This window comes from Pseudomonas sp. B22(2017), assembly GCF_002113105.1.
Taxonomy (GTDB): Bacteria; Pseudomonadota; Gammaproteobacteria; order Pseudomonadales; family Pseudomonadaceae; genus Aquipseudomonas; species Aquipseudomonas asiatica.
Window position 1 is genome coordinate 250,463 of record NZ_NEJN01000001.1, and the last position, 20,818, is coordinate 271,280.

The 20,818-nt window shown below is 63.5% G+C and carries 25 protein-coding genes; 13 read left to right on the forward strand and 12 right to left on the reverse strand.

The window, feature by feature from the left end; genetic code table 11:
* Positions 1-103: 103 nt before the first annotated feature.
* Both CAG18_RS01285 and CAG18_RS01290 read right to left on the reverse strand, forming a co-directional pair.
* Positions 104-697, reverse strand: a complete 594-nt coding sequence (locus CAG18_RS01285) for a DUF4157 domain-containing protein (RefSeq protein WP_085616665.1) — start codon at positions 695-697, stop codon at positions 104-106.
* Positions 684-1,247, reverse strand: a complete 564-nt coding sequence (locus CAG18_RS01290) for a TetR/AcrR family transcriptional regulator (RefSeq protein WP_015270183.1) — start codon at positions 1,245-1,247, stop codon at positions 684-686. Before CAG18_RS01290 ends, CAG18_RS01285 begins: the two co-directional genes overlap by 14 nt.
* Before the next feature lie 89 nt (positions 1,248-1,336).
* On the opposite strand from CAG18_RS01290, the gene CAG18_RS01295 reads away from it, so the two are divergent.
* Both CAG18_RS01295 and CAG18_RS01300 read left to right on the forward strand, forming a co-directional pair.
* Positions 1,337-2,068 carry an SDR family oxidoreductase gene (locus CAG18_RS01295; RefSeq protein WP_015270184.1) on the forward strand — a complete coding sequence of 244 codons (732 nt, stop codon included), beginning with the start codon at positions 1,337-1,339 and terminating at the stop codon, positions 2,066-2,068.
* 31 nt (positions 2,069-2,099) lie between these two features.
* Entirely contained in the window at positions 2,100-2,711 is a 612-nt protein-coding gene (locus CAG18_RS01300; protein ID WP_015270185.1) for a 2-hydroxychromene-2-carboxylate isomerase, read from the forward strand.
* Positions 2,712-2,805: 94 nt separating this feature from the next.
* On the opposite strand, the gene CAG18_RS01305 is transcribed toward CAG18_RS01300, so the two are convergent.
* From CAG18_RS01305 to CAG18_RS01320, 4 genes are all read right to left on the reverse strand, one after another.
* Positions 2,806-3,351 (reverse strand): cupin domain-containing protein, encoded by a 546-nt coding sequence (locus CAG18_RS01305; RefSeq protein WP_003248033.1) that lies wholly within the window; start codon positions 3,349-3,351, stop codon positions 2,806-2,808.
* A gap of 81 nt (positions 3,352-3,432) precedes the next feature.
* Positions 3,433-4,638, reverse strand: a complete 1,206-nt coding sequence (locus CAG18_RS01310; protein WP_015270186.1) for an MFS transporter — start codon at positions 4,636-4,638, stop codon at positions 3,433-3,435.
* A gap of 84 nt (positions 4,639-4,722) precedes the next feature.
* On the reverse strand, positions 4,723-5,256 hold the full coding sequence (locus tag CAG18_RS01315) for a cytochrome b (RefSeq protein WP_015270187.1): 534 nt from the start codon (positions 5,254-5,256) through the stop codon (positions 4,723-4,725).
* Positions 5,253-6,305: a catalase family peroxidase gene (locus tag CAG18_RS01320; RefSeq protein ID WP_015270188.1), complete on the reverse strand. Its 1,053-nt coding sequence runs from the start codon at positions 6,303-6,305 to the stop codon at positions 5,253-5,255. Before CAG18_RS01320 ends, CAG18_RS01315 begins: the two co-directional genes overlap by 4 nt.
* A gap of 124 nt (positions 6,306-6,429) precedes the next feature.
* Here CAG18_RS01320 and CAG18_RS01325 point away from each other — a divergent pair, with 124 nt between their 5' ends.
* Together CAG18_RS01325 and CAG18_RS01330 are read left to right on the forward strand one after the other, a co-directional pair.
* Positions 6,430-6,951, forward strand: coding sequence for a sigma-70 family RNA polymerase sigma factor (locus CAG18_RS01325; protein ID WP_013972484.1), 522 nt, complete (start codon positions 6,430-6,432; stop codon positions 6,949-6,951).
* Complete coding sequence (locus tag CAG18_RS01330) at positions 6,948-7,700, forward strand: anti-sigma factor (RefSeq protein ID WP_061552185.1); 753 nt, start codon at positions 6,948-6,950, stop codon at positions 7,698-7,700. The genes CAG18_RS01325 and CAG18_RS01330 overlap by 4 nt, the downstream gene beginning before the upstream one ends.
* 308 nt (positions 7,701-8,008) lie before the next feature.
* On the opposite strand, the gene CAG18_RS01340 is transcribed toward CAG18_RS01330, so the two are convergent.
* Positions 8,009-9,016 (reverse strand): GlxA family transcriptional regulator, encoded by a 1,008-nt coding sequence (locus CAG18_RS01340; protein WP_013972486.1) that lies wholly within the window; start codon positions 9,014-9,016, stop codon positions 8,009-8,011.
* A 160-nt stretch (positions 9,017-9,176) separates the two neighbouring features.
* Here CAG18_RS01340 and CAG18_RS01345 point away from each other — a divergent pair, with 160 nt between their 5' ends.
* Both CAG18_RS01345 and CAG18_RS01350 read left to right on the forward strand, forming a co-directional pair.
* A complete protein-coding gene (locus CAG18_RS01345) occupies positions 9,177-9,647 on the forward strand; it encodes a hypothetical protein (RefSeq protein WP_054573118.1) in 471 nt (156 codons plus the stop codon).
* Between the two features lie 224 nt (positions 9,648-9,871).
* Complete coding sequence (locus CAG18_RS01350) at positions 9,872-10,084, forward strand: PLDc N-terminal domain-containing protein (protein WP_013972488.1); 213 nt, start codon at positions 9,872-9,874, stop codon at positions 10,082-10,084.
* A gap of 44 nt (positions 10,085-10,128) precedes the next feature.
* On the opposite strand, the gene CAG18_RS01355 is transcribed toward CAG18_RS01350, so the two are convergent.
* Positions 10,129-10,452, reverse strand: coding sequence for a hypothetical protein (locus CAG18_RS01355; RefSeq protein ID WP_015270192.1), 324 nt, complete (start codon positions 10,450-10,452; stop codon positions 10,129-10,131).
* A 210-nt stretch (positions 10,453-10,662) separates the two neighbouring features.
* On the opposite strand from CAG18_RS01355, the gene CAG18_RS01360 reads away from it, so the two are divergent.
* Both CAG18_RS01360 and CAG18_RS01365 read left to right on the forward strand, forming a co-directional pair.
* On the forward strand, positions 10,663-11,073 hold the full coding sequence (locus CAG18_RS01360; RefSeq protein ID WP_054573119.1) for a RidA family protein: 411 nt from the start codon (positions 10,663-10,665) through the stop codon (positions 11,071-11,073).
* A gap of 108 nt (positions 11,074-11,181) precedes the next feature.
* Positions 11,182-12,054 (forward strand): DMT family transporter, encoded by an 873-nt coding sequence (locus CAG18_RS01365; RefSeq protein ID WP_085719938.1) that lies wholly within the window; start codon positions 11,182-11,184, stop codon positions 12,052-12,054.
* Here the strand turns inward: CAG18_RS01365 and CAG18_RS01370 are convergent.
* Together CAG18_RS01370 and CAG18_RS01375 are read right to left on the reverse strand one after the other, a co-directional pair.
* The gene (locus CAG18_RS01370; RefSeq protein ID WP_054573121.1) at positions 12,051-12,770 is read right to left on the reverse strand and encodes a TorF family putative porin; all 720 of its coding nucleotides are present in this window, start codon (positions 12,768-12,770) and stop codon (positions 12,051-12,053) included. The two genes, CAG18_RS01365 and CAG18_RS01370, sit on opposite strands and share 4 nt — an antisense overlap.
* Before the next feature lie 81 nt (positions 12,771-12,851).
* The gene (locus tag CAG18_RS01375; RefSeq protein WP_015270196.1) at positions 12,852-13,103 is read right to left on the reverse strand and encodes a hypothetical protein; all 252 of its coding nucleotides are present in this window, start codon (positions 13,101-13,103) and stop codon (positions 12,852-12,854) included.
* Between the two features lie 122 nt (positions 13,104-13,225).
* Between CAG18_RS01375 and CAG18_RS01380 the strand changes: the two genes are divergently transcribed.
* The 4 genes from CAG18_RS01380 to CAG18_RS01395 all read left to right on the forward strand — a co-directional run bounded on the left by CAG18_RS01380 (position 13,226) and on the right by CAG18_RS01395 (position 17,701).
* On the forward strand, positions 13,226-13,885 hold the full coding sequence (locus CAG18_RS01380) for a VIT1/CCC1 transporter family protein (protein ID WP_015270197.1): 660 nt from the start codon (positions 13,226-13,228) through the stop codon (positions 13,883-13,885).
* Positions 13,886-14,075: 190 nt separating this feature from the next.
* Complete coding sequence (locus tag CAG18_RS01385) at positions 14,076-15,533, forward strand: DUF3300 domain-containing protein (RefSeq protein ID WP_085719940.1); 1,458 nt, start codon at positions 14,076-14,078, stop codon at positions 15,531-15,533.
* Positions 15,530-16,423 carry a DUF2950 domain-containing protein gene (locus CAG18_RS01390; RefSeq protein WP_085719942.1) on the forward strand — a complete coding sequence of 298 codons (894 nt, stop codon included), beginning with the start codon at positions 15,530-15,532 and terminating at the stop codon, positions 16,421-16,423. Before CAG18_RS01385 ends, CAG18_RS01390 begins: the two co-directional genes overlap by 4 nt.
* 237 nt (positions 16,424-16,660) lie before the next feature.
* Positions 16,661-17,701 (forward strand): RHS repeat-associated core domain-containing protein, encoded by a 1,041-nt coding sequence (locus CAG18_RS01395; protein ID WP_256573329.1) that lies wholly within the window; start codon positions 16,661-16,663, stop codon positions 17,699-17,701.
* A 480-nt stretch (positions 17,702-18,181) separates the two neighbouring features.
* Here the strand turns inward: CAG18_RS01395 and CAG18_RS01405 are convergent, their stop codons facing one another.
* Positions 18,182-19,045 carry a LysR family transcriptional regulator gene (locus CAG18_RS01405; RefSeq protein ID WP_015270202.1) on the reverse strand — a complete coding sequence of 288 codons (864 nt, stop codon included), beginning with the start codon at positions 19,043-19,045 and terminating at the stop codon, positions 18,182-18,184.
* A 92-nt stretch (positions 19,046-19,137) separates the two neighbouring features.
* Between CAG18_RS01405 and CAG18_RS01410 the strand changes: the two genes are divergently transcribed.
* Positions 19,138-19,566: a multidrug/biocide efflux PACE transporter gene (locus CAG18_RS01410; protein ID WP_085719948.1), complete on the forward strand. Its 429-nt coding sequence runs from the start codon at positions 19,138-19,140 to the stop codon at positions 19,564-19,566.
* A gap of 230 nt (positions 19,567-19,796) precedes the next feature.
* Here CAG18_RS01410 and CAG18_RS01415 read toward each other — a convergent pair whose 3' ends face one another.
* Positions 19,797-20,816, reverse strand: coding sequence for a branched-chain amino acid aminotransferase (locus CAG18_RS01415; protein WP_013972500.1), 1,020 nt, complete (start codon positions 20,814-20,816; stop codon positions 19,797-19,799).
* Positions 20,817-20,818: the final 2 nt, after the last annotated feature.

Genomic DNA, 20,818 nt, shown 5'->3' on the forward strand with positions numbered 1-20,818 from the left:
TCGCCGGCAAGCCAGCTCCCACCTCGACTGCATCGATCTCAGGTCATGTGCTGTCCCTGTGGGAGCTGGCTTGCCGGCGAAGGGCTGCAAAGCAGCCCCTGGCTTATCTGGCCTGCCCTGAACCACGCTCGCGCAGCGCCTTGCTTACCTCGCCCTCGATCTTGTAGGCCGGCGCTTCCAGGTCGTCGTAGTTGCGCGTGTAGCGCCGGGCGAACTCTTCTACACCCAGCTGCTGATACTGCTGCACATGCTTGAGCTCATGTGCCCACAACGCCACGTTGTCCTCGGCGTCGGCGGGGCGGCGGAAGATGATCGTGTCGATCAGCGTCACGGCGTTCACATCGGGGTTCTGCAGCAGCGCATTGGCCGCGCTCATCTGCTGTTCGTCACCCACCCGGAAGCGCGCCGCGTCGAGCACGGCAAAGTCGTACCAGGGTTCTAGTTGCGCACGGATATGCAACGGGATCGGCTCGACGCCGCTGGCGGTGGCTTCGTCGCGGGCCTGCTGCAAGGCATAGGTCAGGCTGGACGAAGCCAGTACTTCCACGTCCTTGAAAATCTGCCCGGCCTGGCCGGGGTCGATGGGCGCACAGAAACATCCCATCAGGCACACCTGGTATTGCCCTGGCGGGCAGGCCTGTTCGGCGAGTGCAGGCAAGCTCAGCAGTAGCCCCAGCAATAGACTAATCCGCTTCATGCAGGGCCTTCTCGACAAAGTGGCGGCTGGCCTCCAGTACCTGCGACTGCACGCTTTCCGTGGCCAGCATGCGCCCGACCAGCAAGGCACCGACGCACTGGCTGATCAGCACCCAGGCCAATTCGCTGTCTTCCAGGGTCGCGCTCCAGGCCTGGTGCAGCTCCACCAGCCAATGCTCGGCCACGGCGCGCACGGGTGCTTCGGCCCGGGCAATCTCCACCCCCAATGGCGGCAGCGGGCAGCCACCTTCGGGATTGTGCAGGTGAGCCAGGCTCAGGTACTGCTGCAGGCAACGGCCCAGGCGTTCGCGACTGGCGCCCTGGTTGGCCAGGCGCGCCAGCGGGCTGTTGCACAGTTCCTGTCGCACTACCTCGGTGAACAGGTCGTCCTTGGATGGGAAGTGGTTGTAGAAGGCGCCGCCGGTCAGGCCGATCGCCTTCATCAGCCCGGCTACGCCAGTGCTGGAAAAACCCCCGCGTTTGGCCAGCGCGCCGCTGCTGGCCAGCAGCCGCTCGCGGGTTTGCTGCTTGTGCTCGTTGGTGTAGCGCATTCAGTTGCCTCTGCAGGCGGGCTTGACGGTGGCGGCGATCATAACATAGCGTTCGTTTACTAAACGATCATTCACCAATGGAGACAGGCATGACAGAACAACAAAAAGTGGTGCTCGTGATTGGCGCGGGGGATGCTACCGGCGGCGAGATCGCCAAGCGCTTTGCCCGCGAGGGCTACATTGCCTGTGTCACCCGGCGCCAGGCTGACAAGTTGCAGCCGCTGCTGGACGAAATCCGTGCTGCCGGCGGCCAGGCCCACGGGTTTGGCTCCGATGCGCGCAAGGAGGAGGAGGTGGCGGCGCTGGTCGAAACCATCGAGCGTGATATCGGCCCGATCGAAGCGTTTGTGTTCAATATCGGTGCCAATGTGCCCTGTAGCATTCTTGAGGAAACCCCGCGTAAATACTTCAAGATCTGGGAGATGGCCTGTTTTGCCGGTTTCCTTACCGCCCAGGCGGTGGCCCGGCGCATGGTCCAGCGCGAGCGTGGCACCATCCTGTTCACGGGTGCCACTGCTGGCACCCGTGGCGCGGCGGGCTTTGCGGCATTCGCCGGGGCCAAGCACGCTTTGCGCGCCCTGGCCCAGAGCATGGCGCGCGAGCTGGGGCCGCGGAACATCCATGTCGCCCACGTGGTGGTTGACGGGGCCATCGACACCGCCTTCATCCGTGACACATTCCCCGAGCGCTACGCCCTCAAGGGCCAGGATGGCATCCTAGATCCGGCCCACATCGCCGACAGCTACTGGTTCCTGCATGCCCAGCCCCGCGACGCCTGGACCTTCGAGCTGGACCTGCGCCCCTGGATGGAACGTTGGTAAGCCCCTTTCACCGAGCAAGGACCGTAACCACATGAACAAGACTGTCGATTTCTTTTTTGACCTGGGCAGCCCGGCCAGCTATCTGGCCTGGACTCAACTGCCGGGGCTGTGTGCCCGCCAGGGTGCCACGCTGCGTTACCGGCCGATGCTGCTGGGCGGGGTTTTCCAGGCTACCGGCAACGCCTCGCCGGTGATGATCCCGGCCAAGGGCCGCTACATGTTCACCGACCTGGCGCGCTTCGCCGCGCGCTACGGGGTACCGTTCGGGTTGCCGCCGGGGTTCCCGGTCAATACCTTGACCCTGATGCGCGGGGCAGTGGGCACCCAGCTCCGTTCGCCGGAGCGGTTCGAGGCGTTGCTGGCGGTGCTGTTCAATGGTCTGTTTGCGCAGCGCCGCAACCTGGGCGACAACGCCGTCCTCGACGACACGCTGAGCCAGGGCGGCTTCGACCCGCAGGCATTTCGCGCGCTGGCGGGTGATGACGAGGTGAAGTCCGCGCTCAGGCACGCGACCGAAGTTGCAGTGGAGCGCGGGGTGTTCGGCGCGCCGACCTGTTTTGTCGGTGGCGAGATGTTCTTCGGGCAGGACCGCCTGGACTTTGTCGAAGAGGCCCTGCGTCAGGGTGTCGACAGCCTTACCTGAAGGCGCCTCTCCCACAGGGTTGGCGCGTTTCCTGTGGGAGCGGCTTCAGTCGCGAACACCGGCAAAGCCGGTGCCATCTCCATGCATAAAGCAGTCAGAAGTTCGCCGGGGTGTTGGCGCTGATGATTTCGGCCTCGTCCGGGCCGATGTTCTTGAAACTGTGCGGCAGGGTAGTGGGGATGTAGTAACCGTCGCCCGAGTTGAGCACGCTCACCTGGCCATCGACCCACAACTCGACGGTGCCGCGTGTGACCAGGCCACACTCCTCACCCTCGGCATGCACGATCGGCTCGCCCGAATCGGCACCCGGTGCATACAGTTCACGCAGCATGCGCATCTGCCGGCCTTCGACACTGGCGCCAACCAGCAGCATGCGCAGGCCGTTGCGGCCCAGATCTGGCTGCTCGCCGCCACGGAACACGTAGCGCTCTTCGCGCACCGGCTCGTCGAAACTGAAGAACTCCGCCAAGCTCATCGGAATGCCTTCGAGCAGTTTTTTCAGGGAGCTGACCGAAGGGCTGACGCGATTCTGCTCGATCTGCGAGATCGTCGAATTGGTCAGCCCGCTGCGGCGGGCCAGTTCCCGTTGGGAGAGGTTGTTGCGTTCACGCACCAGTTTGAGTCGCGTCCCCGTGTCCATAGCCGCCTTGTAATCAGAGGTGTCAATAATAATGAGCGATGCGCATTAAAACACACTCTGCGCGCTTGCGCGCTGTGCTTGTCAGGCCCGCTGATCGCGGGGCATTGGCCATGACCCCACCAGCAGCAACAGCGCCGCCACCGCCAGGAATGGCAAGCGTGGATCGACGGCATAAACCAAGGTGCCGGCCAGCGGCCCGATCACTGCACCCATGCCCTGCGCAGCACCGATGGACCCGGCCGTCGCGCCTTGCTCGGAGGCGTGCATGGCATTGGCCGCCAGCGCCGAAAAGGCCGGGAAGACAAAGCCCATGCCAGCCGCCGCGACAAAGTAGCAAGCCCACAGCCATGGAGCCGTGGTGGCCAGCGAGCCGCAGGCAAAGCCCAGGGCCGAAACCGTGGCGCCGACCCGGATCATCTTCAACGGCGGCCATTCCAGCTGGCGCAGCAGCACCTGCGCCAGGATCAGTGCAACGCCTACCGTGGTCAGGGCGATGCCGGCAGCCTGGGCAGCCTCGGCAGGGCCCAGGTGCAGGCGGTCGAGGGCAAAGAAGCCGACGATGATCTGCGATACCGTGACGCTGAGCATGGCGCTGAACGCCACCAGCAAAGGCCGGCGCAGGCGTGGGTCGTTCAGGCGCACCGGGCTGGGAGCATGGCTGTGCGGCAGCGCCTGCGGCTTCAGGGTGAACAGCAGGACCAGAAAGGCACTGGCCGGCAGCAGCGACATGATATGGAACGGCAGGCTCAGGCTATGCCGCGCCAGCAGCGCTGCCAGCGCCGGCCCCACCACCAGGCCGACGGCGTTGGCCGCCCCCAGCGAGGCCATGGCCCGGGCCCGGCGTTGCGGTTCGACATGGTCGGCGATCAGCGCATTGCAGCCCACCGGGATGGCAGCATAGAAGGCGCCGATACAGCCGCGCGCGACCATCAGGCCGATGAAGGCCAGGGTCGCTCCCGGTAGCCAGCGCAGCGCACCTTCTACGAACAGGCACAGCAGCCAGTAGGCCAGGGTGAAGCCGGCGCTGCCCAGCAGCAGGATGCGCCGACGGCCCAGACGGTCTGCGGCGCGCCCCCAAGGCCGGGCCAGCAGCACCCAGACCACGCCCGCCACGGTCACGGCGGCACCGGCTTGCCAGGTGGCCATGCCGAGCTGGCGGGCGATCGGGCCGATCAGGGCGACGAAGGCCATCATCGACATGGTGCAGGCCATGTTGGCCAGCAGCAGGGGGCGCAAGTCCAGGGTATTGGCGGGTGCGAGTGTGGCAGGATCCTTTGCGACATTCATAGGGCAGTCCAGGGCGGTACGGCAAATAGAAAGCCGATCTTGTTGGGAATCGTTATCGGTGTCGAGCCCCCGGCCTGCCGAGCGTCATTGGCTGCGGCGCAGCGGGCCAGGCCACATGCTACGCAACACGCCATCGCGGCGCACCCACGCGTGCATCAAGGCCGCACCCACATGCACCAGCACCGTGGCGAACAGCAAGTAGCCAGCCCAGCCATGGGCCTGGCGCAGCACTGCATACAGTTGCAGGTCATGGGGGGCAATGGCCGGCAAGCCCAAGGGGCGGGGGTAGCCACCGGCCGACAGCATGGCCCAGCCCAGCAGCGGCATGGCAAGCATCAGTCCGTAGAGCACCAGGTGCGAAGCCCCGGCGGCCCAGCGTTGCAGTGCAGGCAGGTCGCGCGGCAGGGCTGGGTGGGGCAGGGCCAGGCGAACGGCGATGCGCAGCAGCACCAGCACCAGCAGGGCCAGGCCGGTTGCCTTGTGCAACCCGATCAGCACGGGGTGGCGCGGCGACAGGTCGGCGACCATGCTCACACCGATGAACAACATGGCCAGGATCAGCACGGCCATGAGCCAGTGCAACAGGCGGGCGAGGGGGTGGAAGGCGTCGGTTTTCATGGGTGGGCTCCGGTGCCGAGCGATTCGCGGCTGCGGCGGTTGAAGGATTCCGAGTAGGCGGCCGAACGGGCGGCGAGGATCGGGTCGGCGGAGGCCTGGATGCCCCGGGGCAGGATCAGCGGGTCGAAGTTGAGGTCGCGGCAGGCTCCTTGTTCGGGGCCGTCGACCTGCTGCAGTACCAGCGTGCCGGCGTCCACGCTGCGTCGTTCGGCAGGCCACGGGCTGGCAGGGTCGTCCACTGCATCGCCGGGTTCCGCCAGTACCAGGCGCAGCGTCCAGCGCAGCGGGCCCTGGGCCAGCCGTTGCTGCAGGTCGTGCTGCAGGAACTGTTTGTCATCGACTTGGGCAGGCAGGGCGGCAAACGCTGTCTGCGGCTCCAGTTGCCAACGCACGGGGTGGGACGCGCCGCTTGCGTCGATCAGGCGGAAGGCGTTGATGCTGTGGTACTGCGTGCTGGCGAAGCTGTTGCTGGGCTTGTACCCCGCCGCCCATTGGCGAAACGCCGCGCTTTCCGGGTGGGCGGCGAAAAACGCCTGCAGTTTGCCCGGGTCCGGTTTGCCGGTGGCCGGGTCGGGTGCCCCCGCCAGTACCTGTTCATAGAAGGCTTGTGGCGTGCTTACCGCCAGCACCGGCGGGTTGTTCATGCCGGTACGCCAGACTTGCCCGTCGTCGGTGCTCAACTCGATGGCCAGGCTGCGCACCGGTATGCCGGTATCCGGCGCGAACGGGTTGGCGCCGCCGATGGCGAAGCGGCCGATCACTGGCACCCGCGGCTGGCTGAACGCCCGCGCCGTGGACAGGCTGACGGCCTGCCCGCTGGGCTGGAAGTAGCCGCTGACGCACAGGCCCTTGGCGTGGTTCTTACGGTAACCCGGGTAATGCCCGGCCTGGGCTTCGAAGGTGTCGATGATGCGTTGTGGGGTCAGGCGGGTATCGCCAACCCAGCCGGCGGCATAGGCAAAGGCGGCGCCCGCGCCCAGCATCACGACGCCGATGGCGGCCAGGCGCAGGGCCTTGGCCGGGCCGTGCAGGGGTGAGTTCATGGTCATTGTCCGGTTCGGTGAAGGTGCCGGTACGACGGCGCAGGGAAAAACTTATTCCCTTGCCGGGAATAGATTTTCCTCACAGGCGTCTGCCTCATACACTGACATCCCCAGAGGCCGGGACTTTGCCATGCATGATCTGGACGACCACCAGTGGCGCGAGCTGCTGGCCCGCCTGCGCCGCTTTGCCGTGTGGCTGACCCGCGAGCCGGGCAGCGCCGACGACCTGGTACAGGCAACGGTCGAGCGGGCCTTGAGCCGGCGCGACCAGCAACGTGATGCCGATGCCCTGCGGGCCTGGCTGTTCACCATCCTTTATCGGCTGTTCCTCGATGGAAAGCGCCGCGAGCGCCTGCACGCGCGATGGCTGTCCTGGTTCGGCCGCGGCGAGCGCGACGACGAGCCGGTTGGCGGCAACCTCGAGGCCATTGTCCTGGCCCAGGCCGACCTGCAGGCTTTCGCCCGGCTCACGGCAGAACAGCGTGCGCTATTGCTGCTGGTCAGCATCGAGGGTTTGAGCTACAAGGAGGCCGCCCAGGCCCTGGGCATCCCTATCGGCACTGTGATGTCGCGCCTGTCGCGCGCCCGCAATGCCTTGCGCGAACTGACCGAGGGCAGCCCCCAGCCCCCGGCCTTGCGGAGACTGAAATGACGCGCCTGATCCCCAGCGAAGACGAACTGCACGCTTATGTCGACGAGCGCCTGGAGCCTGTGCGCCGGGCCGAGGTGCAGGCCTGGCTGGCGGCCAACCCGCAGGCCGCGGCCAAGGTCGAGGGTTGGCGTGCCGACGCCCGCCGCCTGCGTACGGCACTGGCCGGGTTTGGCGAAGTGCCCGGGGCGGCGCAGCTGGACCTGGGGCAGTTGCGCCGGCAATTGCGCCAACGCCGCCAGCGCCGCTGGGCCACGGCGGCGGTGTTGCTGCTGGCATTGGGCGTGGGTGGCCTGGGCGGTTGGCAGGTGCGCGACGCGACCTTGGCGCGTGCCGACCTGCCGATGGCCGATGCTGTCCAGGCACACCGCTTGTTTGCCGGTAGCCAGGCGCTGGATATCCAGGCCAGCGACCCAGGCCAGTTGCGCGACTGGCTGGGGCGCCACTTCAGCCGCGTTGGCCACCTGCCGGACCTGGCGGGCTACGGCTTCAAACCGGTGGGCGCGCGCCTGCTAAGCAATGAGCAGGGGCCGGCGGCGTTGCTGGTGTTCGAGGATGGCAAGGGCCAGCGCATCAGCCTGTTCCTGCGCTCACCAGGTGATCATTATCGGCGCATGCCGGACGGGCAGCGCGTGGACGGGCAGCTGGAGGCGCGGTACTGGTCGCATGGGGCCTACAACTTTGCTCTGGTCAGCGCGGTGGACGATTTGCGTGGGGCGGGGGTGGGGGAGGCGTTGCGCTTGGGTTTGTGAGCCCGCTCTCGCCGGGATCGCACGTGGATGCTTTGGTGATCCTGTGGGAGATAGCCCAGCCCTTTGGGCTGCGCTGTCGCGCAGAGAACCAATATCGCTCGTCTGACGCGTCCTTTGTAGGAGCAGCCTTGTGCTGCGAAGAGGCCGGTACAGCCAATAGACAGGCTTTGGCAGCCCCGGCCTCTTCGCAGCACAAGGCTGCTCCTACAGGACCTCGCCGAACCAATGAGTCATGTGTTGTTCTATGAGAGCGGGCGCGCCCGCGAAGAGGCCTCGCCAGGCCACACATTCCTGCCACTTTTCCCTGTTCACTCGCCCAACCGCTGCTCACGCGACGGCGGGTAGCCAAAGTAAGCCGCATAGCATTTGCTGAAGTGCGACACCGAAACAAACCCGCAGGCCACTGCCACTTCCATCACCGACAGGTCGGAATACTGCAGTAGGCGGCGGCTTTTGGTGACGCGCAACTCCATGTAGTAACGCCGCGGCGAAGTGCCCAACTGGGCCTGGAACAGGCGGTCGATCTGTCGGCGCGAGCGCCCGCTGTAGGCGGCCAACTGGTCGAGGCTGAGGGTTTCCTCGAGGTTGTTCTCCATCAGCTCGACGATGGTGCGCAGGTGCAAACTCATGGACTTCTTCGCGCCCGGGCCGACCTGACGATAGCGGGCACCGGAGAACGACAGGATCTCCTCGACGCCTTCGGCCAGGCCGTCGCCATACAGCCGGCGCACCAGGCCGAGCATCAGCTCCATGGCACCATTGGGGCTGGCAGCGCTGAGGCGGTCGCGGTCGAGAGTGAAGCTGGCCGGGGTGATCCGCGTCTGCGGGCTGCGCTCGGACAGGCTGGCGCGCTGCTCAGGGTGGATACTGCAGCCATAGTCGTCCAGCACCCCTGCGCGGCCGAGGAACCACGCGCCGTTCCACAACCCGCCCAGGGCCATGCCGTGGGCCGCGCAATCGCCCAGCAGGCGGTCAAGCTCGGGGTACTTCAATGGCGTGCGCAGGCCGCCACAGATCACCAGCAGGTCCAACTCCTTCAGGGCCTCGGCGGATAACTCGGTAGCCACCAACTCCAACCCCAGGTCGCTGAGCACGCGGTCGCCTGCAAGCGACAGTGGGGTGAATCGAAAGCTGTCGGCACGCAGCAGGTTGGCCGTGACCAGCACGTCCATGGCCACGGTGAAGCTGGCCATGGAGAAGTGTTCGAGCAATACGAAATCGACCCGATAGGGGGCTTGGGCATTGGCGCTGGTGGACTTCAGCCGCAGCATGTTGCTGGTACTGGTCTTCTTGCTGAACTGGCGTGGCGTGGGCACTCTGGACTCCGCTTCCTGGCTGGCCTTGAGAGTGTGGCGGGTGGCCGGGGGAAAGACAATCTCCCGGGTGGCCGTGTCGTATTCCAGGTCGTGTTCAGGCAACCTGTCTGGCTTGGCCCGTTGCCGCTATGCTGATGCTCCTGTCACTGAGGATACCTTGATGAAGTACGCCGCTGCCCTGTTGCTTTGCCTGATGCCATTGCTGGCCAATGCCCTGGAGCAGGGCGACAAGCTCGCCCCGTGGACGCTGCTCGACCAGTACGACCAGGCCTATAGTCTCGCCGCCGGCACGCACATCCTGCTGGTGGCGCGCGACATGGATGGTGCAAAGCTGGTGAAGGCGGCGTTGGCCGAACAGCCCAAGGGTTACCTGGAGGCGCGCGATGCGGTGTTCGTTGCCGACATCCAGCGCATGCCGGCGCTGATCAGCAAGCTGTTCGCCATCCCCGCCATGCGCGATTACAACTACCGCGTGCTGCTCGACCGCGACGGGCGCGTGGCCAGCCGTTATCCAGGGCAGGATGGCCAGGTGCAGTGGTTGCAACTGGAGCAGGGCAAGCTGGTGAGCCAGCGGGCATTTGCCGATGCGCCGGCGTTGAAGGCGGCGTTGGAGACTGCACCACGGCATTGAGGGCCGTCACTACTCCCTGTAGGAGCGGCCTTGTGTCGCGATGGGCTGCGCAGCAGCCCCAGGATTTTTGCCCTACGAAAGACCGCAGGGGGCTGCTTTGCAGCCCATCGCGACACAAGGCCGCTCCTACAAAGGGCCGTGGTGCCATGCCGCCAGCCAAATCAATCTGAACCCTCGGCAGCCTCTGCAACCCAACCCATTACATGCCAAATGGGAGAGCGCTCATGGAAATCGGAACGATCTGGATCATCGTCGCGGCCTTTGTGATCCTGCTGGAAATCTGGGCCATCTGGCACATCATCGGCAGTGACCGGCGCGCCGAGCGCAAGATGCTGTGGATCGTCTTCGTGGTCTACGCACCGTTCCCCGGCTTGCTGTTCTGGGCCTGGCGCGGGCCTCGGGCGGTGAAGGGCAGGGCGGTACTGCAGGAAAAATGATGGAGAACGGCCTCAGGCGCGGGGGCGCCTGAGGCCGTCGATGTTCACTTGGGCAGGATATCGAAGCGAATGGCTGACCCCAGCCCGTCCACCATCAGGCAACCATAGAACTTCACGGTCGACAGCACACACAGATGCTTGAGCGCTTCATGGATGTAATCGTGAAGCAGCTTTTCGGCATCGCGCCTGCGGTCTGCGAGCGTGGTGCTGCTGAGAGTGATCACCCCGAGCAAGGTGGTTTCAATGTGTTCGACGGTGTCCAGGCCAATTTTTTCGCGCAGGTGCAGGCGCGCCTTTGCCGCATCGTCTTCATCTCGTGCGGTTTTGGGCTTGATGGTATAAGCCAGCTGAAAATCATATTTGCTCATCGCTTTATCCTTGGTACGTGCAGGCCTCCATGCCGGGCCTCGCAATCTAGCGCCTGGCAGCCACCGCGCATACAAACGCGTGGTTCACGCAAGCCAGTGCGCTGTGCGAAACGTCCTACGCAGACAAGCCCGTTTTACGATGCATGCTTGACCTCGAGTTAACTCAAGGTTCGATACTCCGTCCCTCTTCCAACTGATCGAGGGTTTACCGTGAGCCATTCAACCGCGTTCCAGCTGAGCAACCCCGAAGGCCTGTACGACCCCAGCGGCAATGCCTACTCTCATGTCGCCGAGGTTCATGCCGACAGCCGCCTGTTGTTCATCGCCGGCCAGGGCGGGGAGGACCGCAACGGGCAGCTGTCGCCGCTGTTCGCCGAGCAGGCGCGCCAGGCACTGGCCAACCTTGAGATTGCCCTGGCGTCGAAAGGCGCCAGCCTGGCCCAGGTGTTCAAGCTGACCCTGCTGATCGTCGAGCATTCCGAAACGCGACTGCATGAATGGGTAGCCGAGGCTGACAGGGCCTGGGGCCGTAGCATGAAACCGACCTGCACGCTGATACCGGTACCCCGGTTGGCGCTGGACGGCATGCTGGTGGAGATCGAGGCAGTGGCGGCTGTATAGGCCCGGGCGATTCGGTGGTGGCGGCAGATAAACACTATGTTGTATATCGGTGCTGGCCCAACCAGCATGGCCGCTATAACAACAATTGACCTCAAAGGTGACCACACCATGAGCACCGGCACCACCACGCTTGCCGAACCCAAGGCCCGGGCCTGGGTCTGGCCCGCACTTTTCAGCCTGGTGGCCTTCGCTGCCAACTCGGTATTCTGCCGACTCGCGCTGAAGGATGGGGCCATCGACCCGGCATCCTTCACCGTGGTGCGCCTGGCCAGTGGTGCACTGTTCCTGCTGCTGTTGATCCGCCTGCGCAAACCCGCGCTTGCCATGGGGGGGAGCTGGCGCGGCGGCTTGGCCCTGTTCCTCTACGCATTCCTGTTTTCTGCGGCATATCTGCAACTGGGCGCAGGCGCGGGTGCGTTGCTGCTGTTTGGCGCGGTGCAGATCACCATGTTCGGCTTCGCCTGGTACAAAGGCGAACAAATCACCGCGCGGATGCTGCTGGGCATGCTGATCGCCTTCGTCGGCCTGCTGGTGCTGCTGTTGCCCGGTACTGCGGCGCCACCTTTTGCCAGTGCCTTGCTGATGACCCTGTCTGGCGTGGCCTGGGGCGTTTACACGCTGCTGGGCAAAGGTTCACCCAGGCCGCTGGCCGACACTGCCGGCAATTTCACCCGGAGCCTGCCGTGCCTGGTGCTGCTGGCGCCGATGCTGTTGCTGGGCGCCGGCTTGCACCTGAGCCCGCTCGGCGTGCTGTATGCGCTGGGTTCTGGTGTGCTGGCGTCCGGTGCTGGCTATGCCGTGTGGTACGGCGTGGTCAGGCAAGTCAGCGCGCAGCAGGCGGCGACCATGCAGCTCAGCGTCCCGGTGATCGCGGGGTTGGGCGGGGTTGGCCTGATTGGCGAGCCATTGTCGTTGCGCTTGCTGGTGGCCTGCGTGGTGGTGCTGGGCGGTATCGCCCTGGCGCTGGCGCCGCGCCGTTAAAAGAAACGGCGTTGCGCCTTGAGCGTGACCATGCTGTCGCAATAGGTGTTGATGCCCGAATACGCATCACACCCGCCACCACTGAGGTTTGAGTTGCTGTAGACCAGGTTCAGGTCGATGCCGAGCCAAGGCCGGGATAGTTCCAGCGACCAATCGGAAAAGGCATTCACCTCGCTGCCATCACCAATGGTGAATGGCGTACCCAGGCGGTGATGGGCGAGCTTGACGCTCAGGTCGACATCAAACAGCGGCAGTTGGCCGAAGTCGGCGAACAGCGTGGCGGTGCGGTTGTCGGGATTGTCGCGCAGCGCTCCACCGAAACGGCTGCCCAGCACCGAAACACCGCCGTACAGGGCATAGCTGTCGGGGCCCGCAATGTTTGGCTGACTATAATGGATCAACCCCACCTCGTAGCCCAGGCTAGTGTCGAACCGGTGCTTGTAGCCCAGGTAACTGTCCAGCCGCAGGGTGGAGTCGGGCGTCACGCCCATGCTCGGGGCGTACTGGCCAAGGTACCAGCCGCTGGGGTGGCTGAAGTCGAGGCCACCGTGGAACGCACCGATGGCGCTGGGCGATATCAGCCCCTGGGCCATACTGCGTGAGGGGGTGGTGCCGAGTGTAAAGTCGAAGTCGCCCAGTTCGCGTTTGATCTGTTGGGCCAGCAGCATGGGGCTGAACAGCAGTGCAGCACTCAGCAACAGAAGGGGCCTGGTCATGGTCTCCGTCCTGGAAGGCTTGCGGTTGAGCGGTAAAGCATACCTGTGCAGGTAACGTGAGGGAACCGCCGGCTAGCCCATTCAGCCTTTGGTCGAACGGTCGGCGTCTGCAGCTTCGGTCACTACGGGCAGGTTGCCGGCACGCTGGATTACCCGCCGTTGCTGCTCGTAGTCGTCCAGCGACAGGCCACGGCGTTGCAAGGCTTCCAATTGCAGTTGACGGGTTTCTTCGGCGGTGTAGGGACGCAGTTCGGGGTGGCTGGCACAGCCGCTGGTGATGGCGATGGCAATGACGGCAAGGGTGGCGGACAGCAGGCGGGCCAAGGTGTTCATCAGGTAGCTCCAGGGGCCGGGGTGGTGGGCGGCGAGTCGATGGAGCTAGGTTATTCGGCCATGTCGTTCGGCAGAAATTGCCATTCTCGATAGTGACTATCGATGGTTCCTGGGAGGGTGCGATGGGGCAAGACGAGCAACCGCGAAAATGGGGCGTGCTGGAACCGATCGACCGGATCACCGAAGTCATCTTCGGCCTGTTGATGGCGATGACCTTCATCGGCTCGCTGAGCGTGGCCACGGCAGGGCGCGAAGACGCGCGGCTGATGCTGATTGCCGCGCTCGGCTGCAACCTGGCCTGGGGCCTGGCCGATGCCGTCATCTACCTGCTGCGTACCTGGACCGAACGCACCCGCAGCCGGACCTTGCTGGCCCGCCTGCAAGCAGGTGATATCAACCAGGGGCGCAGGCTGATTGCCGATACGTTGCCAGAGCGCATCGGCCTGGCACTGGATGAAGACGGGCTGGAGATGCTGCGCGGGCGCATGCTGCGTGATGCTGGCCGCCCGCTGCCGGCACGCCTGGGGCTGGATGATTTCAAGGCTGCCCTGGCCACTTTCCTGCTGGTGGTTCTGGCAACTTTCCCGATGGTCATTCCGTTCCTGCTGATCGAGACCACCGGTACGGCTATCCGAGTGTCGAACCTGGTTGCCCTGGCCATGCTCTTCCTTGCGGGCTGGTTGCTGGCACGCTATTCCGGTGGCCGCACCCTGTTGACCGGCGTGGTTCTGGCAGTAGTTGGAGCGTCGCTGATCGTGGCGATCATCGCCCTGGGCGGTTGAGCACCGCCGCGGGCGTGCCCGCGAAAGGGCCGGTACAGTCAATTACAGTTCTCAGCCCAACCCTGATATAGATTCAAAAGCAGTAACCACCGCACCCTTAGAGCGCGAAAAGTTCGCGCCCCCGTATCTGGCCAAAAGCAGCGCCATTGCTACCCTTATCCCACGCGGCCTGATCTCACGGAGAGATGCGATGCGCATGCCATTGTCAGCGGTCCTGTCGGTGATCCTGTATCTGAGTGCCACGCCCGGCCTGGTGCTGGCAGAGGATGTACCGGCCCCCGATCCGGCACCACAAGCCGACACGGTCGCGGCCAAGGACCCGGTGTTCACCCAGGAGCAACTGGATCAGATGCTCGCGCCCATCGCGCTGTACCCCGATGCGCTGCTGGCCCAGGTATTGATGGCCTCCACTTACCCGGGGCAGGTGAGCGAAGCGGTGACCTGGTCCAAGGCCAACCCCAAGGCCACCGGCGACGATGCTGTCAAGAAGGTGGCGAACCAGCCCTGGGACCCGAGCGTACAGGCGCTGGTGGCCTTCCCGCAGGTACTGGCGACCCTGGGGCAAGACCCGGTCTGGGTACAGCGCCTGGGTGACGCCTTCCTTGCGCAGCCCGACGATGTCATGGGCGGCGTGCAGCGCCTGCGCCACCAGGCCCAGGCCGCCGGCAACCTGCAGAGCAACCAGTACCAGAACGTGACCGTGCAGACCGCCCCGGCACCGGCCTCCAGTGGTAGCAGTACTCAGGTGGTTACGGCCAGTAGCCCGCCCACCACCATCATCATCGAGCCAGCCGACCCGCAAATGGTGTACGTGCCCAGCTACAACCCGACCACCAGCTACGGCACCTGGGCCTACCCGGCCTCGCCGCCGGTGTATTACCCGCCACCGCCCATGTATTACCCTGGTTCTGCACTGGTGGCGGGCCTGGCCTTCGGGACCGGCGTGGCGATCGTAGCCTCGCTGTGGGGCGACTGTGACTGGGGCAACAACGACATCGACATCGACGTCAACCGCTACAACAACATCAACGCCAACAACCGCATCACCAACAACCAGAACAAATGGCAGCACAACGCCGCCAACCGCGACGGCGTGCCATACCGCGACTCTCGCAGCCGCCAGCAGTACGGTCGCCAGCTGGACGGTGCCACCCAGCGTACTGCCTTCCGCGGTGACGACGCCCAACGCGCCCAGGCGCGGGACAAGGCCCGGGCGTCGATGGACCGGGCCGGCATCGAACGTCCGGCCACCAGCAACCGCCAGGCACGCCAGCAGATGCGCGAGGCGCAGGCAGGCAATTCGGTCGGCAACCGCATGCAGCCTCGTAGCGACAACCCCAGGGCAACCGACCGTCGACAGGAAACCCGCAACACCCAGGCTCGCCAGCAGAACAGCCAGGTGAACCAGCGCAGGCAGGGCGAAGGCCAGGGGCGGCAGCTGGCACAAAATCGGCCTTCCAATACCGCTGGCCGCGCGCGTAACAATGCCTTCGACGGCGTGCGTTCACCCTCGCGCACCAGCGCTCAGGCCAGCCGTGGCCGCACCAGCCAGTCGTTCGCCCAGCGCCCGAACGCATCGCGTGCCGCCGGGCACCAGATTTCCCGGCCCAGTGCGCCCGCACGCCGCGGGGGAGGTGGCCGTCGATGAAACGTCAAACGATAGCGGCACTGGTAATCGCAGCCGGTATGACATGGTCATCCCTGGCCGCTGCGCAGGAAGCCTTCCCGACACCGGAGAAGGCCGTGGAATCCTTTGTTGCGGCGCTGGGCGAGGAGAAACCTGATGAAGCCCGCCTGGCCCGGTTGCTGGGCGATGACTGGCGTACCTACATACCGCGCGGCGGTGTGCAACGCAGTGATGTGGACACGTTCCTTGCGCAATATCGCGCGCAGCACAGCATCAACCTGTCGGGGGCAAACAAGGCCATCCTCGCGGTGGGCAGTGATCACTGGACGTTGCCTATTCCGTTGACCAAAGGCGACCAGGGTTGGCGTTTCGACCTCAAGGCCGGCAGCGCCGAAATCCGCGCGCGGCGTATTGGCCGCAACGAGCTGGGTGCCATGCAGTCGATGCTGGCCTATCACGATGCGCAAATGGAGTACGCCACCCAGGACCACAACGGCAACGGTGCGCTGGAATACGCGCAGAAGATATTCAGCGAGCCCGGCAAGCATGACGGGCTGTACTGGGACGACGATGGCGATGACCAGGTCAGCCCGCTGGGCCCGCTGTTCGGCCAGGACCGGGTTGGCGACGACTGGTATGGCTACCACTTTCGTATCCTCGATGCACAGGGCCCATCCGCCCCTGGTGGTGCCTACAGTTACCTGATCGGCAACCAGATGAGCCGTGGCTTCGCCATGGTCGCCTGGCCGGCCAGGTACGATGACACCGGGGTGATGAGCTTCATGATCAGCCATGACGGCGAGGTGTTCGAGAAAGACCTCGGGCCGCACGGCGACAAGCTGGCCAAGGAGATGAAACGCTTCGATCCGGATGACAGTTGGAAGGTGGTGGATGTGCCGGTGGATGACTGACTCTGCTGGGCCTTTGAGCCGCATCGTTTCGTTTGCGGGTATGGAAGCCGACGACTGAAACTGCGCTGCGCAGAAGGTGGCGCTCATCTGATGGGGCTTCGTTCCTATGGGCTGCAAGGTAGCCCTGGCTTTCATACCGCCAGTTGGCGTTTCACGAAAGCCGTACCTGTCATTTCTGACAGTTGTTTGATGGGGTTCGACGCGAAAATATGGCTACCTCATCCACGGGAGCCAGATATGACCTCGCCAATGAAGTACACGCGCTTTTTCATGCAGCAAGACAGGGTTCATACCGCGTTGTCAGGCAACGCTGCCGTGGTCTGCATGAGAGGGCAGGCAGGCGTTCTGGCAGAAACTAGGCTGGAGCAGGAAACAGCGCGCTCGGCATTACTGGCTGCAGACAGCGGGGATTCAGTGGTGGGCGTCCGATCTCAGGGGCAGCCGGAGGCGGTGACCTACAATGCCTATGGGTATCACAATCCCAATGACATTCCCTTGCATCGACCGGCATTCAATGGTCACCTGTTGCTGTGGTATCTCTATTTACTCGGAAATGGTTATCGTGCCTTAAATCCGGCCTTGATGTGTTTTCAGAGTCCCGATAGCCAAAGCCCATTTGGAGCGGGGGGCTTGAACTGTTATGCCTATTGTGCGGGTGATCCGGTCAATTTCAGTGATCCCAGCGGGCATATGCCCACAAAACGCCCTATTCAGATTCGAAGTATATCGCCAGCAACTCAACATGAAGTATTATTGGACGCAATAAAGACAGGTTTGGAGGCTGGAGGTGGAAAAAGGCGAAGGCTGTCGTCGGCGACTGAGCGAAGAGTCGGGCAAGAGGTTATGAGTACCCAAACGGGTAGGAAGGACTCAGGTGCGCCTGGGCAAAGCAGTTCGCAGCGCTTGGCAATAACCACAGCTCAAAGTCAGTCGTCGCCTATTGCAGACTCTGCTGTTTATTCGGTCGCGTCATCGGCGGGGACGGTAGGTGCGGTGCACACAGTAGATAGCTGGACATTGCGTCGTGACAAGTTGAAGGCTGGTGAATTTGAAAAGCTTCTTGAATTTATCAATAAGAGTAATCATGCTATAGAAGGATTAAGCTCTGAGCAGACTAGGGAGTTGCGCAGAGTTGCAGTGGAAGCTTTTGCTGTCGGTGGTAATGTACAAGCATCTATTAACCGTGCGAATCCTGATCTTTCACTAACTCAGGTGGAGAGAATTCGGCACGGTTTGAGGGGCGTACTCGATCGGTACCGCCGTAAACGCCCTGGCTAGACTAAACGATCTTTTTATGTGTCTGGTGAAACATTTCAGGTGATAAATTTCGCCTCCATCTCCCCCGGATTGTACATGGGTGACACACGTTACAGAGTCGTCTTCATCCAATGCAGGACTCCTGTGGCGTTAAGCATGCGGCTGCCTGGAAATCACTTGGGGAGAGCTAAGCAGGCTGACCAAGCTGTGCGGGTCAAGTTCGCCGTGCTGAACGAGATGAACGAGTATAGGTTTCCCGATATGACGGTTGAAGAAGGTAGAATCGCGTGCCAAGTGGGAATGGGCGCAAGGCAGAGCGGAGCAGTATCGCATTTGCATTAAAATCTGTTTTCCGAGCATTCCACGGGCAGCAGTTGGCTTCATCAAGAAAGTGGCGGTGAGAACAATTAAGCGGACTTCATCCAATGAATAGATATTTGTATTGGGTCAATAATTTGTTCGCGAGTAGTTCCATGTTTCATATTGCTTCTGAATAGAATTTCATTGCGGACTATTTTCCAGCATCTGCCGCACCAGCCACTGCCCCGCGGGCCCCAGCGCGCGCCGGCTGGACCAGGCCACGTCCATATTCACTCGCCGTGGATAGCCCGCGACCTGCAACTCTACCAGCCCACTGCCAAACCGTGCCACCAGTGCCCTGGGCAGTTCGGCCCAGCCGAACCCGCGCACGGCGAACTCCAGCAAGGTGAGGTAGTCCGGTGCCGACCAGGCTTGGCCACGACCGTGGTGCAGGCTGGGAGCATAGGTCTTGATATACAGCTGCCGGACGTTCTCCAGGTGCTGCGTCTGCACCTGGGGCAAAGCCGCCAACGGATGCCCGCTGGCCACGTACACCCCAAACTCTGCCTGCTCGGGCAAGCGTGCCACGGCAACGTCAGCGGGGTAGCTGGGCTGGGTGGCAAGAATGCCGACGTGTGCCAGGCCCTGCTGGATCAGCTCGATCACATCGGCATCTTCCGACGGGCCGCAGCGCAGCTCGGTATGCGGGTAGTGCTGGGCGAAGCGGGCCATCACCGCGCCCTGGAAGGTCACGCTGTAGCTGTCCGACATCACCACCGAGACCAGTGCCTCGATGTTTTCCGCCAGCCGCACCGCCAGGGCATCGAGCTGGGCGCTGGCATCGAGAATCGCCTCCACATGGCTCAGCACCTGCCGCCCAGCCTCGTTCAGTGTAGGGTGGCGACCGCCACGCTCGAACAACGGGCAACCCACATCGGCCTCGAAATTGGCGATGGCAATGCTGATGGTGGACTGGCTTTTGCGCAACTTGCGCGCCGCAGCGGAGAACGAACCCAGCGATGCGGCTTCGACAAAGGCGACCAGAGCTTCGGGTGAGTAGCGCATGGTATTGATAAAATCGATGGTAGCTATGTCGCGAGTATCAGTTCTATCAAAGAAAATAGGAAGCACGACTCACGCACTGGATGGAATCTGCAATGAAAAATGTCTCTTTCACCGAACGCCTGGTTCACGCCGTCGGCTATGAAGTGTTCGCCGTGCTGCTGTGTGCGCCGCTGTTGTCCTGGATCATGGGCAAGTCGCTGGCGACGGCGGGGGCGCTGGCGGTGACCCTCTCGGTGATCGCCATGCTGTGGAACATGGTCTACAACGCGCTGGTCGACCGCTACGTGCAAGCCGAGCGCATCCACTGGAAGGCCAGCGCACGCTTTGCACACGGCCTGGGCTTCGAAGCCGGGCTGGTGGTGTGGTGCCTGCCGGTGGCGGCGTGGATGCTGGAGATTTCGTTGCTGCAGGCGTTCATGGTGGAGTTGGGCTTCTTCGTGATCATCCTGCCCTACACCGTGCTGTACAACTGGGTTTTCGACAAAGCCCGGCACCTGCTGTTGCAGCGTCGCCTTGCATGAAAACCACCAGCCTGCGCTGCGCCTCGATTTGTGCATTGCGCGGATATCCTGGGGCTGCTTCGCAGCCCTTTCGCGACACAAGGCCGCTCCTACAGGGATGGCGCAGGCTTCAGGCTTGCGCTGTACCTGTGGGAGCGGCTTTAGCCGCGAACACCGGTGCAGCCGGTGCACCCAATAAAAAGGGGCATGCCATCGCTGGCATGCCCCGTTTTTCAAACCGTTAAAGCGCCTCAGGCAACCTTGACGATCCAGCCAGCCGGTGCTTCCACGTCACCGCTCTGGATACCGGTCAGCTCGTTGTAGAGCTTCTGGGTAACCGGGCCGACCTTTTCCAGGTCGTGGAACACGTGCAGCTTGCCGTTGTACTCGATGCCGCCGATCGGGGTGATCACAGCAGCGGTACCGCAGGCGCCGGCTTCGATGAAGCGGTCCAGCTTGTTGATTTCCACATCGCCTTCGATCACGGTCAGGCCCAGGCGCGATTGCGCCAGTTCCATCAGCGACAAGCGGGTGATGCCCGGCAGCACCGAAGCCGATTTCGGGGTGACGAACTCGTTGTTGGCGGTGATGCCGAAGAAGTTGGCCGAACCGACTTCCTCGATCTTGGTGTGGGTCAGCGGGTCGAGGTAGATGGCGTCGGCGAAGTTGGCTTTCTTCGCTTCTGCACCCGGCTGCAGGCTGGCGGCGTAATTGCCACCGACCTTGGCCGCGCCAGTGCCTTGCGGGGCTGCGCGGTCGAAGCTGGAGATCTGGAAGTTGTGCGGCTTCATGCCGCCCTTGAAGTACGAGCCAACCGGGATGGCGAAGATCGAGAAGATGAACTCGGGGGCGGTGCGCACGCCAATGTTGTCACCGGTGCCGATCACGAACGGGCGCAGGTAGAGGGCGCCTTTACCATGCGGTGGCACGAACTTCTCGTTGGCCTTGACCACTTGCTTGCACGCCTCGATGAACACATCGGTCGGCACCTGCGGCATCAGCAGGCGGGCGCAGCTGCGCTGCATGCGGGCGGCATTCTGGTCCGGGCGGAACAGGTTGATCGAACCGTCCTTGCAACGGTAGGCCTTGAGGCCCTCGAAGCACTGCTGGCCGTAGTGCAGGGCAGTGGAGCCTTCACTGATGTGCAGTACGTTGTCTTCGGTCAGGGTGCCCTTGTCCCACTCGCCATTGCGCCATACGGACAGGTAGCGTTTGTCGGTCTTGATGTAGTCGAAACCCAGCTTGTCCCAATTAATGCTTTCGTTGCTCATGA